The organism is Bordetella tumulicola (assembly GCF_054779135.1).
In genome coordinates, this window is sequence record NZ_BAAGYU010000010.1 from 237,212 (window position 1) to 250,943 (window position 13,732).

The window sequence follows — 13,732 nt, forward strand, 5'->3', positions numbered from 1 at the left end:
TCCATTGTTCGGAATTTACAAGAAGTAGATAGCCTCGTCCACCACATCAAGGGGAAAAATATGTTCCAACGAGTCTCTACCTTTGCCGCCGCGCTAGCACTGTCGGCATGCGCGGGACTGGCCCATGCCGCCTATCCAGAACAACCCATCACCATCGTTTCGCCCTTTCCCGCGGGTGGTGCTACCGATGCGCTGACTCGCATTCTGGCCAGTCGCATGAGCACGGCGCTGGATCAGAAAATCATCGTCGAGAACAAGGCAGGTGCCGGCACCACCATCGGAGCCTCTTATGTCGCGCGGGCTAAACCCGATGGCTACACATTGCTGATGGCTACCAACTCAACTTTGGTCACCAACCGCTATCTGTATAAATCACTACCGTACGATCCAGATGCCTATGCCCCCATCGGCATGGTTGGGATTGGCCCAATGATTCTGCTAACCAACAACAAAAACGGCTTCACCAAAATCACCGACATCGTGGCAAGTGCCAAGCAGCGTCCTGAGCCACTAACATTCGCTTCCTTCGGGCCGGGTACCTCATCGCACTTGGCCGGCGAATTATTTAAACAAGAAGCGGGAATTAATCTGCTGCATGTGCCGTTCAAGGGCGCGACGCAGGCCTTGCCGACCCTGATCAACGGCGACGTCGATCTGTTCTTCGATATGGTGGCGACTGGCATGCCTCAGGTCACGGCCGGCAAGCTTAACGTGCTCGGTATTACGAGCAAGAGCCGTTTACCCACTCTGCCTGATGTACCGACGCTGGCGGAACAAGGTTATCCGTCATTCAACCTCAGTGCTTGGTTTAGCTTTGTCGCCCCACCCGGCACGCCATCCGATGTGCTGGCCACGTTGCAACAAGCCTTGACCACCACACTGCAAGATCCAGCCGTGCGTGACAGAATGCTGACCATGGGCATCGAGCCGCGGTCAGGATCCGCACGCGAGCTCACCGAACAGATTCGTAATGAGCAGCCTATTGTAGAAAAGCTCGTCAGTCAGGCGAAGCTGCCACGGCAGTGAATGTACTTGCGCCACGTTGAGCGATACGCTTGCCCCTAGTTCCAGGGAAGCCCGATTCGTATGGTTTGAGGGAGCCCCCGGGAGTTACCGCTGGAGCTTTTTTGGGGTATCGATTAAAACGGAGGGATCCCATTGGAGAAGCCGCGCATGAACCGTTCACTATCCCCCCAATCGCCCGAAACTCACGCTGATGCCGCTTGGCTCGCCCGTGTCCATCTTGCGGCAGCGAATCGACTCGCCGTCTACGACGAGTTGGAAGAAGGCATCGACAACCATTTCACCATGATGGTGCCCGGCTATGAAGACCGCTACCTGGTGCTGCCGTTCGGCCGCCATTGGTCAGAGGCCCGCGCCAGCGACCTCATTGTCTTCGACGAGCGCGGACAGGTGCTGGAAGGCCAAGGAGACTTGGAGCTGAGTGCATTCTGTATCCACGCGCCGCTGCACCGGATCACCGGCGCCAAGGTCATATTGCACACCCACCAGACCTGGGCACTGGCGCTGAACATGCTGGAGGACAACCGGCTATTACCCTGCAGTCAGACGGCAGCCTTTATCACCAAGCATATCGCCTATGACGATGGGTATACGGGTCTGGCCTCGGCACTGAGCGAGGGAGAGCGCCTTGCCACCCAGCTTGGAGACAAGCAGGTGCTTTTTATGAAGAACCATGGGGTGCTGGCGGTAGGCGATACCGTGGCGCAGGCGTACCGTCGCTTGTATCGGCTCGAGAAGGTGTGTCGCGCCCAGGTCCTGGCGATGTCGGCCGGTAAACCGCTTTCGCTGCTGCCAGACGCGCTCGTGGACAAGGTGGACACCCCCAACCCCGAAGACAGCCATTCCCGCGAGGAGCGTGAGAGGCTCTATTTCGAAGCGATGATGAGGGTGTTGGACCGAGTGATGCCTGGCTACGCGGATTGAGATTTCCGCTCTACGGTTTGGGTGGTCATGTCGTGCATTTGGCCGAGATTCATGATGACATGACCTCAGTTTTCATCACTTTTAGAATAGTGATGAAAACTGACGCTTGAGTGTTTCTCTCAATCCCCTGCGCACTTAGACCGCGGTGTAAGGCTCGTAGTCGATATAGCCCTTCGCATCGCCACCATAGAATGTGCTGCGATCGGGATCCGTCAACGGCCAGCGATTGCGCAGTCGTGCGACCAGATCTGGATTACTGATAAAGCTCGAGCCAAATGCCGCCAGATCGATGACGCCTTTCTCGATCATTTGTTCTGCGCGATCACGTGTCATCCCGCCGGCCAGAATGAGGGCAGTCTTGGGCAGGTGGCTTTTAATGGTCCGCAAAAGCGCATCGAACTTCGACAACGCTGCACCTTCGATCGTGGCGTCGCCGACGGCAAATCCGGATTGATCCATCACATGGACATACGTCAGCCCGCGCTTTCCGAGTTCGATGGCTAGCTGGGTATAAGTGTCATCGATCTCTGGGTGCAACGGCATATCAAAGAGTTGTCCGTATGGGGAAATGCGGATGCCGACTTTGCGGGCGCCAATCCTTGCGATCACCGCATCCACAACTTCCAGTGTGAACCTCAATCGATCCGCCATGGTTTTGGCCGAGTACTGGTCCGTGCGATCGTTCACCAGAGGATTCATGAACTGTTCGAACAGGTATCCATTCGCGCCATGAATTTCAACGCCATCAAAGCCGGCTTGCACGGCATTGTCGGCGGCCTGTGCGAACTGCTCGACGATGCGCGGGATCTCCTCCGTGCCGAGTTGGCGGGGGGCGGGTGATTCAACCAGATTGGGGACACCGTTTTCGTCGTAGCCAAATGCTTTCGCACCGAGGGGCTGCTTGGCGCTGGCACTGACCGGCAACTGACCGTTAGCCTGAATAGAAGGATGCGATACGCGGCCGACGTGCCAGATCTGCGCAAAGATGCGGCCCCCGACGGCATGGACGGAATTTGTGGTGAGCCGCCAGCCCGCGATCTGCTCGGGCGTAAAGATGCCGGGGTTAAACAGATAGCCTTGACCTTCGCGTGAAATCGGCGTGCCTTCGCTGACGATCAAGCCCGCTGTGGCGCGCTGCGCGTAGTACAGCGCGACGCGCTCGTCTGCAATATCCCGTGGTGCGCGTGCGCGGGTTAACGGCGCCATCACGATGCGGTTCCGGAGTGTCAGGCCGGATAAATTGAAGTTTTCAAATAGCGTGTTCATTACTGGAGTTCCTTCGGATCATGGGCAGACTTTGTTCTGTCTGCCATCGATGCTGATGCGAAGAATCTTAAATTGAGATACGCTAGAACAACAATTATAGAAATAAGCAAATCATAATTGCGATAATCACATCAATCCAGATAATCTCTGGGCCAACCGGTGAAATCGGTACCGCACACCATGCAGTTAATCGCACTTCGATATTTTGTGATGGTCGCCGCGACCGGCAGTTTTGTCGGTACAGCGCGGCATTTCCAAGTGCAGCCATCATCGGTGTCGCGCTTCGTTTCCGCGCTGGAACGCGAGGTCGGCCAGCAATTGTTTTATCGGAACACGCGTTCGGTGCGACTGACCGAGGCCGGTGAGCGCTATTACTTGCAGGTACGCGAAGTCCTCGACGCCTTGGACATCGCCACCGAGCAAGCCGCGGGGAAAGAGACAGACGTGCGAGGATTGGTTCGCCTGAATGTGCCTGTGGCGCTGGGCAGGTTGCATATTGCGGAGATAGTCAACAGGTTGCAGGCGGCACATCCTGACCTGTCTGTCGAACTCACGTTGACCGATGCGTATATCGACCCGATCCAAGAAGGCGCCGACATTACCCTACGTATAGGCAGACTGGCCGATTCGGGCTTGATCGCGCGGAGAATTGGTGAACAGAAGTATGTGCTGTGCGCGGGTTCGTCATACATCAAAAAATTTGGCAAACCGAGGACGCCCGAAGATCTGCGAGATCACAGTTGTCTATCCTACAAAGGATTGTTGGGTACGCAGCGCTGGAGTTTTCGACAACGTGACACTGACGCGACGCATCCCGTACAGGTTGATGGACCGCTGAAAAGCAACGATGCTGAAGTACTGGTCGCGGCGGCGTTGGCGGGTAGGGGGATCGTGCTGTTTCCGACATGGATGTTCGACAAGACCTGCTTTCATAGCAAGAAACTGGTCAAACTAATGCCTGACTGGATCCCTTCGCAGGATCCGACCCCCATCGATATTTCGCTCATTTCACCGGAAAACCGATTGCGCTCGCATAAAGTCCGAGTCGTGCTGGATTTCTTGCTCGATGCAATCGGGAGTCCGCCGTATTGGGATGACATCTAGTTGGCGGACCGAAACGACGGGGTTAATGGAACATTGACGCGGTACGTTCGACAAATGCCGCGACTTGCAAAGTACGTAAATCATCCCCGTAGGCACCAATGACCTGGACACCCATCGGTAACCCCCGTGGACCTCTGGCCATGGGCACGGACACACAAGGCACGTGCATCAGACTCCATAGCGCGCCGAACTGCGCAGACCCTGAGTCGGCGATGCCTTCGTCGGCCTCACCCTGAGCAGGCGGATACAGCAGCGCATCTATATGGTCGAACAGCTCGCCCATTTCGTGTCGAGCCGTCAGCGCACGTTGGCGCATGGACAGGTATTGCTTACTATCAATGTTTTCGCCGCCCGCCAGGCGAGCTTTCAGACGTTCACTAAACTGCGCAGCGTGATGTCGTCGCTCGTCGGCTAAAGACTGGCGGGCCTCAAACGCAAACAATTGTCCTTGCAACTCAATCAGCGATTCCATTTCTGCGGAAAGACGGATGCGTTTTAACGATGCTCCCGCACGCTCGGCCGCTGCCGCCAGATCTTCGATGGCTTGCGCCATCTCGGGCCGCACCGCATCCCACTGCGATGAATAACAGACGGCCAATCGAGGGCGCTCGATGACCTCGACGCGAACTCGATCACCGTGCACGCCAAAACCACACCATGCCGCGTCCTCTACCGAGCGGGTCAGAATGGAAATAGTGTCCTGAGAGGGGCTCAACGGCTTGAGGCCCGCGACGTTCACAAAACCATAGGTGGGTTTGTAGCCGACAATGCCGCAATACGACGCGGGTCTTACCGTGGAGGCGGTGGTTTGCGTACCAAAGGCGACTGGCGCCATGAAGTCCGCGACAGCCGCGGCCGACCCACTGGATGATCCCCCTGGGGTATGCGCTAAATTGAGTGGGTTGCGGGTCTGGCTCGGCGTCTGTGTCGCGAACTCGCTCGTCGCGACTTTGCCCAGGATAAGCCCTCCATATTCTTTGACACGCGCGACGCAAGCCGCATCTGCCTGAGGCCGATGCCCGGTATAAATGGGAGAGCCGTACGCGGTGACCAGATGCCGGGTATCCAGTACGTCCTTTACGGCAAAGGGGATGCCGCGTAACGGCCCGACAGGGTTGTGATCCGCAGCTCGCGCCTGCTCCAGCGCCCATTCGGCGTCCACTGCCGTGAAGGCCTGGACTTGCGCGTTACGCTCTTCGATACGTTCCAGGCATGCCCTCGTGAGCGCTTCGCTCGTGAGACGGCCTTCTTCCATGGCATGCAGTGCTTGCCACACCGATAGCTGGTTCGGAGATTTCATTATTGTGTTGTCGTGATTTATTGAGGGCTGATGCCGGCTTCACGGATGATCTCCGCCCAACGGTCATGCTCGTTTTGCACAAAGGCCGAGAAATCTTCGGGGCTATTGCCGATTGGCTCGGCGCCTTGAGCCAGCAACAACTCTTTTACCTTGGGGTCATGGAGGATCTGCACGACCTCGTGGTTAAGCCGCTCAACGATGGGCTGCGGCACCCCAGTGGGAACGAAAAGCCCGAACCAGCCGATGACGTTATAGCCGGGAACGCCCGCCTCGGCGATCGTGGGCACATCGGGCAACAACGGTGTACGGGTACTCGACGTTACACCGAGCGCATGGAGCTTGCCGGCCCGGATATGGGGCAAACATAGCGGCAAGTTGCAAAACATGGCGTTGACACGACCCGCCATCACATCGGTGACTGGCGCGCTGCCGCCTTTGTAAGGGATGTGCAGAAAGTCGGGAATCTGGGCCATGCTTTTGAACAGTTCACCCGACAGGTGCATGCTGCCGCCGGCGCCACTGGACGCGAAACTGTACTGTCCGGTTTTCGCCGCCTGGATGAATGCTTTGACATCGCGCGCGGGCACGTCGGGACCCACCACCAGGACGTTTGGCATGGACGCGACATTCGTGATGGGCGTAAAGTCCTTAAGCGCATTGAACTTCAAATTTTTATGCAGGCTGGGATTGATCGCGTTGGTACTGGCTGCGCCCATCATCAAGGTGTAGCCGTCCGGTGCCGCTGCCGCCGCGTAGGCGGCACCGATATTGCCGTCGGCGCCCGCCTTGTTCTCCACGATGACGGACTGTCCCAACGCGTCGCCAAGGCGTTGCGATACGATGCGCGCGAGGATATCCGTCACGCTGCCTGCCGCGAAAGGAACCACCATGGTGATGGGCTTGCTGGGATAGCTATCGGGCGCGGTGGTTTGTGCACGCGCGGGTGTAGCAGCAATGGCCAAAGCGAGAGTGGCCGACGTCACGAAAATGCGACGGGAGGCACAGAAAGAGTAGGTCATGGTCGTGCAACAGTGAGAGTTGGGGAAAGCATGCATTAGCCTACGTGCATGTCACTTATACGTCTAATATAAAATTGATCAGAATTGAGACGTATATCGACATAATCATGTTATCTCGCAATCTCCTGGCGTTTGTCGCGGTGGCCGAGGAACTCCATTTCGGCAGGGCTGCACAGAGGCTACACATCAGCCAGCCACCCCTCAGTCAGCAAATCCGGCAGTTCGAAGAGGACGTGGGTGCGACACTGTTCGTGCGTACCACACGCTCTGTCCACCTCACGCCCGCAGGACGCTTGCTGCTAGAGCGGGCCCACCTGCTGCTGGCCGACACCGAAGCTGCCCTGCACGCGGTGAGGCGTTGTGCTGTCGGCGACGAAGGATTGCTGAGCTTGGGATTTAGCCACAGCACGGTCTATCGCGTTTTACCCAAAGCACTGCAGCTTTTCAGGCAAGGCTTTCCAAAGGTGGGGCTCGAACTGCGGCAGCTGACCTCCGACTTGTTGGCGGAAGATGTGCGCAGTGGCCGTCTGGACGTTGCCATACTCCGGTTGTCCGCTTCAATGGAAAGCGCGGATCTGACGTCACGAGTGATTGCCCATGAGTCCATGGTGCTGGTGCTGCCGCTGGGGCATCCGCTGGCCGCGCACACCCGCGTGCCGATTCATCTTCTGCAGGGCCTGCCCTGGGTAGGATATGCGCCCCAGGGTGCTCGCTATTTCCATGAACTGGAGGAAAAAGTTCTTGGCTCGGCAAACGTGCAGCCCGATGTGCAACATGTCAGTTTGCTGCCTACCCTATTGGCATTAGTGGAGGCGGGCATGGGGGCCGCGTTGGCACCCATCTCAGCGATGCGCGATATGACGGGTCGACTGGAATGGAGAGAACTGGCGTTGCCGGCAGGCTGTGTAGCGCCGACGTCGGCGCTGTCCTGTGCATGGCGAACCGATAACCTTAATCCGGTGGTGCCGCGGTTTCTATCGGTACTGTTCGCAGGGGCGTCCGAGCACCCCGACTTGTTTGATACCTCAACATCGAAGGTCTAGCCGGTGGGCCGGGAGCCACGAGCAGGTGTCTGCGCACCGGATCATTGCGTTTCTTGTGCGGACTCGACTTGCGTATTGCGCGAGACTGCTTGGCGATCCTGCTTGCGCCAGCCCGCACGTAGTTCAGAGATTTGTCGTATGGCCGCCTGGGACATTTTCCACCAACCGAAGGGGCGCGGGTCCGCCAGCATGCTGAGTGCGCGCGCATAGTCCAACGTCAGGCCCGGTGTCCACGCCATCGTCAGGGCTCGCTTGCGGATCTGCGACGCTACCCAAAGTTCTGGGGTCAGCAAGAGGCGCAGTAACACGTTCCAACCGGCATTCGGCCCATGCAGGCGTCCCACCACACCGTCCAAGGCCGCTTCGAGTGCAGCGGACACCGAGCTGGAGCAATTGCGGTGCGTCAGGTTATACGTCGTGTTCTCGCGGTATTCGTTCCAGAATGCTTGCAGTTTTGCCGCATCGTAGTTGCGGATGCGTACCTGCACAGTCGATGGGCACCACGTTTTGGATTCAGTCGGGTAGTCCGGCTGGAATACCCCGGGGACGTTATTTTCGGCCGTGGCGCGTAAAAGCGTTCCGAATTGTTCGGGGGAACGATCGATTTCCGCAGCGGGATACAGGCTAACGTATATGCCCTCCGGGGCTTCTAGCGCGGCATGTCCGGTGGACACCACCCCGTTTATGTCAACCGCGGCGATGTAGCGGTCCACCAGGGGATAATTACGTGTTTCTTTTTTGGCCGAACCGGAGGGTGTCCAGACGTGGACGGTGAGCGCATGCTCCGACGCTTGAGGGGGACCGTCGAATACCGTCTGTCGTGTCGTGTCGGCACGCGTCGGCATGAAATCTGGATGCGCGTTAGTGGTGAGGCCCGGATTAGACTCAAGTCGCTGAGCGCGTCGAGCCAACGATAATAGCTTCAGCCCCGAAAATATCAGGAACAATCCAAGAAAATACGGAACAGTGCCGGCATAGTGCGTGGGATAGGGCTGGAAAAAGAAGATGGCCAAAAACACTTCGGCTACGCCAGAGGCGAAGACGTAGCGCCAGCGTTCATAACGTACAACATAAGAGGCAATGCACTGCATCAGTCCGTCGACCAGAAACAGCAGGCCGAAGATCATCGACAATACGAAGTGTCCATGATGATGGCCAGCCAGAATCAGGATTCCGGCGACCAGCATGAACCCTCCCTTCGCATAGCGCAGGACGCGCTGGCCGCCGACGCCAGACTGCGCGATGATCAGTGTCGCCACACCATCTATGACAAACAACACGGCAAAGAAATTGATTGGGAAATACAGTGCGTTATCCAACGCGTCGATGACCAGTACCACCCCAGCCAGCAGGAATATCGCGCCAATGACGACCAGTGCTCGAGCTCGGTGCTTCAGAGAATCAACGCCTAGCAACAAGAGAACGAGATTACCCATTTTTGTGCTGCTCCATTTGGATCATGACGGGATGTCGCATTGCTCTTCTCCTCTTCCGGAATGTGGCTTCGCAGCGCTTCATTACGAGGGCACATTACTTGAGTTGATACTGTATCTGTAGCATCAGCATAACGCACGCTCCGAAGATAGTGTCCCCCCCAGACAGCGCAGAATTGAATCGCGCGATGTTGGCGTCGATGCTTACTGTTGGCCTATCCTGTTGAAAAGCGAGTCGGAGCAGCTTTCTGAAACTATCTGTCGCGAGACTAACGGGATGCTGTGTGTCGTCGGTATACCGTCGGAGAGATTCCATATTTGGACTTGAACGCCGAGCTCAAATGAGCATGACTGGAGAACCCGCACTCCAAGGCCAAGTTGGTAATGGACTCTCTTGAGCGGCGAAGCAGTTTTTGTGCTCGGATAAGGCGACGGTCGACGACATACTGATAAGGCGTCGAGCCTGTTGCGCGACGGAATGCGGATGTGAAATGAAACTTGCTTAGCCGCGCCTCATTAGCCATCTGCTCAAGTCCTATGCCCGAGTGCAAATGATCTTCGACAAAATCGGCGAGTCGCCTAAGTGTCGAAAAATTCAAGGAGCCTGAATTTCGATCACGGGATGGTGGCGCGACCATAGACCGATAATAGTTAGCGATCTCGATGCCTAAAGCATGTCGGGAGAACGCAGCATCCTGGGGATCCACAGCCATAAGGCCATAGACGCAGTGAATAAGATTTTGATAATCCACATAGCGTTGACCGGCATCGCATCGAAGTAAATCGCCTTTAGCGCCACCGATATCGATGAAATCTTCCCACTCAATGTCGTCGAACGCTACGGACAACCAGTCCGTATCCACGTCAGTGGTGTGCGAATGCTCCACTGCGGGCGGGATGCACTCTAACGCTCCAGCAGGCCAAAGCGTCTGACTGAGTGGTTCACCGTTGAAAGATTCTGCGCCGAATCCGCATCCCATGCGAATCCTGATCGTGGGGGCTGTATACGTAATGGTGTGTCGAACGGTATGGGGTGCACCCGGAATCCAATCGACCTTCATAGAATCTCCCGCCAGTGAGTCACGCGCCGCGAACCGCAATATTTTGAAAGCGCGAATCTGGGTCCGTGTCGTAATCTTTGCCCGCATCCTTCGTTGCTAGACCAGTTAGAGATTACTTTATACCAAACCGTAACTATCACTTGACACGATCACAAGGCGCTTCGAACCTAAGCGGAGTCCTTTGGGCCCTTGCGGGGGTCGGATTATTCGCCTTCATCTATGTGTCCGGCAGGCTCAGCGGCACTGAAGCTTCTGCGCTTCAGATCATATGGCTGCGCTATGTCGGCGGGTTCGCGACAATGGTAGTGGCTTTGCTCGTACGACGCGACATTGTCGGCATCCTGTCAACGACACAGCCCTTTCTTCACGCATGCAGAGCTGCAGCCGGGGGATTCGGTGGTGTCGCGGCCGTATTCGTCGCGGGCAACATGCCCGTCGCCTCAGCTAGCGCGATAGGGCTATTAGATGGTCTGTTTACAGTGCTATTGGGATTGATTGTCCTTCGGGAATATGTGCCCCTGCGTCAATGGCTCGCGACGATAGCGAGCCTGGCAGGGGCGATGACGGTTGTCGGGGCACAGGGGGCGTTTTCGAACTGGGACGTGGAATACACCGGTCCGGCGCTCATTGCACTTGCAGGCGCAATGCTAATCGCGATTGAAAGCATCATGATCAAGACTCTGGTTAGGACCGAAGCCGCGCTTACCGTGCTGTTCTATGTCAACCTATTCGGGTCCATGATTCTTGCATGGCTCGGGATTTCCAGCTGGCAGACCATTCCGTTCCAATGGTTGTTCGCGTTCTTAATGCTCGGTCCCGTCGCCATATTGGCACAGTGCTGCAATATCAACGCGTTCCGACAAGCAAACGCCAGCGTAGTTGGGCCGATTCGATATGCTTGGATAATCTACGGGTCTGTCTTTGGAGCCTTGTTCTTCGATGAGTCAATTACCTTGCCCATGGGAATAGGCGTATGTCTTGTCCTCTTTGGTGGAGGATGCTTGGCGTTCCTTCGCAATCGGCCGAGGCTGTGAGAAAACGCGATTCGCTGACAGTTTTAAAGGTCGCTGCCCCTCTCCTTGCCGAGTCCAAGAAAATCGATCCTGCGGGGAACGGAGAGGTCGATATGGCGAAAGTCCATAACGAACGTGCGTTTTCACACAGCCTTGGCGATCATCAGCAGATGTGCTGGAGTACGCCATACAACCGGAAATGTGTGTCGTATTTCTGCTGTCCAACCAACACTTCTATTTGCTCTGATTGAACCATTCAATCGCGTCGGCTCCTGCTGGAACGCGGAATGCAGTCGTGCCGCCCTGCACAACATTCCAGACAGCTTCTGCGACATCAGTCGAGTGTGTGACTAAGCCGTCGTAATTTTGAAATCCGGAGAGCACTGAGTCCATGGCGGCAGCGTAATCTTCGGGAAAGGTCTGAGCGATTCTTGCATGCGCGTTGTTGGCAAAAGCAGTTTCCGGAGCCATACCTGGCAGAACGACACCAACCTGAATGTTGAAATCCTGCAGTTCTAGCGCCAAGGACGCCGTGAACGCGACTACCGCAGCCTTGCTGGCCGTGTAGACGGGAAGCAGGGGTAATGCTTTTAGCGTTACGGTCGAAGCGACATTGACGATAGTGCCAGCACGACGCGCCCGAAATTGGGCTAGAAATGCCTGAATCATGGACATCGTACCGAATGTATTCGTTTCGAACACTTCGCGTACCGCATCCATCGAAGTACTTTCGAATGGCCCTAGCATACCGACACCAGCGTTGTTCACCAAGACATCGATCTGCCCGGCTTCCTTGACTGCATGTCGGATGCTCTCTGCATCAGTTACGTCCAATTTTAAGACGCGCAAATGCTCTGATTTGGGCAGAACATCCTCGCGCGGCGTACGCATTGTGGCGATGACTTTCCAATTACGCTCTAAAAAGTATTTGGCGATTTCCAGTCCAAATCCGGAAGAGCAGCCAGTGATTAAAACGGTTTTCATGCGAATTCTCACAACGTCAGGGGAAACACGACAATAGTCCGTGCAATGCAAACCATCTACAATCAAAAGTCCTAATTTTGTTTGCAAGAGTCCGATGTGATTGATCCTCTAACGTCCGTTGTAACGTTCCTCCAGCCAAAGATGGCGTATTCGAAAATTGTGACCGGTGCAGGACGCTGGGGCCTGCGCGGCAAATTCGATGATGCGCCATTGTTTTGCTGCGTCATTATGGAAGGCAGGATGCGTTACACGGCTGATGGAACTCAACTGGTCGTTGAAGCCGGCGATTTTGTATTGATTCCGTCGATGTCGGAATTCTCGGTAACCAGTTACGAAGTCCCTTCCGACGATGAGTGGCAGTCGGAACCTACATTGCTAGAAAACGGGGAACACCGTAGCGGCTTGGTCGCGGCCGATGCAGACGTACGAACGCTAGTTGGATTTTGCCGTCTAGCATCACCAGACTCCGCTTTGCTTTTGACGCTGCTGCCGAAACTGGTACATATTAGGGGTGACTGTCGACTGTCTGCGCTGGTTCAGTTAGTCATCGATGAATCGCGCTCGCAGCGACCTGCGAAAGAAGTTGTCCTTGAGCGTCTGCTAGAGGTCCTATTGATAGAAGCCTTACGCTCTTCGAACAATGCGGTAACGTCGCAGGGATTGCTACGCGGACTTACCGATAGCCGATTAGCAAGCGCAATACGACTTATCCATGAAAGCCCAAACGAGCCCTGGACCGTTGAGCGTTTAGCGAAAGCATCGGCGCTATCTCGTTCTACATTTTTTAAGCGATTCAGCTCAGCCGTGGGTGCCACGCCAATGGACTACTTGCTGTCGTGGCGGATGGCACTGGCAAGAGATTATCTTCAGCGGGAAAAGACGATTGCCGAGGTCGCGGCGCTAGTCGGATATAGTTCGTCGAGCACTTTCACAGTAGCCTTCACTCGGTACGCCGGCATGCCGCCTGGCCAATATGTCAAAACTCAACAGAATGCACGCGCACGGGACGCTGCTTAGTTGACTGCTCCATGAGCGATAGCGACCTCAGTTTGCAGTCTTATTCGAACGGAAGAGACTCGCCGCTGTTGTCAGCCTGCTGCGCAAACGGTTGTCGGCTGGTGCGATCGCACCACAATCGCCTCCTGTTCAACTGCACCTCTTTTTTGAGATCGTTACTGTTTTCTACGACTAAAGACCGATGCGCATGTAATAGGTGGCTGCTATTGTCGCCCCTGAGCCAGTCAGCGGTTGCGCCACGGTGTTCCCATCTGTATGGCAATGCAGATGGGAGCTGTTCGTTCGTTGATGCTCTGCCGAGGCTGGCGCGGCTTCTTCCGTCAGCAAGCAATAGGAGATTGATATGAAAAAAAAGGAATCTTTCCCGCAGAAGGATGAAGCTAAGGGCCAGATCGTGCCGTTGAGCCTGGAAGAAATCAAGGCTGTCAGTGGCGGCGTGGGTTCAAAGAGATCGTTGGGTGCCTCGCTGTCATCGGCACGTAGCCGTTCTACGCTTGGTAGCGGGAAATCGGTTTTTTCTGCCTGATCCCCTAGGGCGGCTTGGT

Annotated in this window: 13 protein-coding genes; 7 read left to right on the forward strand and 6 right to left on the reverse strand. The window is 55.9% G+C overall.

Annotated features, from left to right (window positions below):
• The first annotated feature begins 60 nt into the window (after positions 1–60).
• Complete coding sequence (locus ACYVDM_RS18380; protein WP_415788842.1) at positions 61–1,026, forward strand: Bug family tripartite tricarboxylate transporter substrate binding protein; 966 nt, start codon at positions 61–63, stop codon at positions 1,024–1,026.
• A 147-nt stretch (positions 1,027–1,173) separates the two neighbouring features.
• On the forward strand, positions 1,174–1,947 hold the full coding sequence (locus tag ACYVDM_RS18385) for a class II aldolase/adducin family protein (protein WP_415787502.1): 774 nt from the start codon (positions 1,174–1,176) through the stop codon (positions 1,945–1,947).
• A gap of 135 nt (positions 1,948–2,082) precedes the next feature.
• Here ACYVDM_RS18385 and ACYVDM_RS18390 read toward each other — a convergent pair whose 3' ends face one another.
• Positions 2,083–3,213: an alkene reductase gene (locus ACYVDM_RS18390; RefSeq protein ID WP_415787504.1), complete on the reverse strand. Its 1,131-nt coding sequence runs from the start codon at positions 3,211–3,213 to the stop codon at positions 2,083–2,085.
• Positions 3,214–3,393: 180 nt separating this feature from the next.
• Here ACYVDM_RS18390 and ACYVDM_RS18395 point away from each other — a divergent pair, with 180 nt between their 5' ends.
• Positions 3,394–4,317 carry a LysR family transcriptional regulator gene (locus tag ACYVDM_RS18395; protein ID WP_415787506.1) on the forward strand — a complete coding sequence of 308 codons (924 nt, stop codon included), beginning with the start codon at positions 3,394–3,396 and terminating at the stop codon, positions 4,315–4,317.
• 22 nt (positions 4,318–4,339) lie between these two features.
• Here ACYVDM_RS18395 and ACYVDM_RS18400 read toward each other — a convergent pair whose 3' ends face one another.
• Positions 4,340–5,617: an amidase gene (locus ACYVDM_RS18400; protein WP_415787508.1), complete on the reverse strand. Its 1,278-nt coding sequence runs from the start codon at positions 5,615–5,617 to the stop codon at positions 4,340–4,342.
• Positions 5,618–5,634: 17 nt separating this feature from the next.
• On the reverse strand, positions 5,635–6,636 hold the full coding sequence (locus ACYVDM_RS18405; RefSeq protein ID WP_415787509.1) for a Bug family tripartite tricarboxylate transporter substrate binding protein: 1,002 nt from the start codon (positions 6,634–6,636) through the stop codon (positions 5,635–5,637).
• A 107-nt stretch (positions 6,637–6,743) separates the two neighbouring features.
• Between ACYVDM_RS18405 and ACYVDM_RS18410 the strand changes: the two genes are divergently transcribed.
• Complete coding sequence (locus tag ACYVDM_RS18410) at positions 6,744–7,679, forward strand: LysR family transcriptional regulator (protein WP_460475438.1); 936 nt, start codon at positions 6,744–6,746, stop codon at positions 7,677–7,679.
• A 41-nt stretch (positions 7,680–7,720) separates the two neighbouring features.
• Here ACYVDM_RS18410 and ACYVDM_RS18415 read toward each other — a convergent pair whose 3' ends face one another.
• Both ACYVDM_RS18415 and ACYVDM_RS18420 read right to left on the reverse strand, forming a co-directional pair.
• Positions 7,721–9,115, reverse strand: coding sequence for an HdeD family acid-resistance protein (locus tag ACYVDM_RS18415; protein ID WP_415787513.1), 1,395 nt, complete (start codon positions 9,113–9,115; stop codon positions 7,721–7,723).
• A 266-nt stretch (positions 9,116–9,381) separates the two neighbouring features.
• Positions 9,382–10,173: a helix-turn-helix domain-containing protein gene (locus ACYVDM_RS18420; RefSeq protein WP_415787515.1), complete on the reverse strand. Its 792-nt coding sequence runs from the start codon at positions 10,171–10,173 to the stop codon at positions 9,382–9,384.
• 140 nt (positions 10,174–10,313) lie between these two features.
• Between ACYVDM_RS18420 and ACYVDM_RS18425 the strand changes: the two genes are divergently transcribed.
• On the forward strand, positions 10,314–11,207 hold the full coding sequence (locus tag ACYVDM_RS18425; protein ID WP_415787517.1) for a DMT family transporter: 894 nt from the start codon (positions 10,314–10,316) through the stop codon (positions 11,205–11,207).
• A 213-nt stretch (positions 11,208–11,420) separates the two neighbouring features.
• Here the strand turns inward: ACYVDM_RS18425 and ACYVDM_RS18430 are convergent, their stop codons facing one another.
• Entirely contained in the window at positions 11,421–12,170 is a 750-nt protein-coding gene (locus ACYVDM_RS18430; RefSeq protein WP_415787519.1) for an SDR family oxidoreductase, read from the reverse strand.
• A gap of 96 nt (positions 12,171–12,266) precedes the next feature.
• Between ACYVDM_RS18430 and ACYVDM_RS18435 the strand changes: the two genes are divergently transcribed.
• A complete protein-coding gene (locus ACYVDM_RS18435; RefSeq protein ID WP_415787521.1) occupies positions 12,267–13,187 on the forward strand; it encodes a helix-turn-helix transcriptional regulator in 921 nt (306 codons plus the stop codon).
• A 343-nt stretch (positions 13,188–13,530) separates the two neighbouring features.
• Positions 13,531–13,713, forward strand: coding sequence for a hypothetical protein (locus ACYVDM_RS18440; RefSeq protein WP_415787523.1), 183 nt, complete (start codon positions 13,531–13,533; stop codon positions 13,711–13,713).
• The last annotated feature ends 19 nt before the right edge of the window (positions 13,714–13,732 follow it).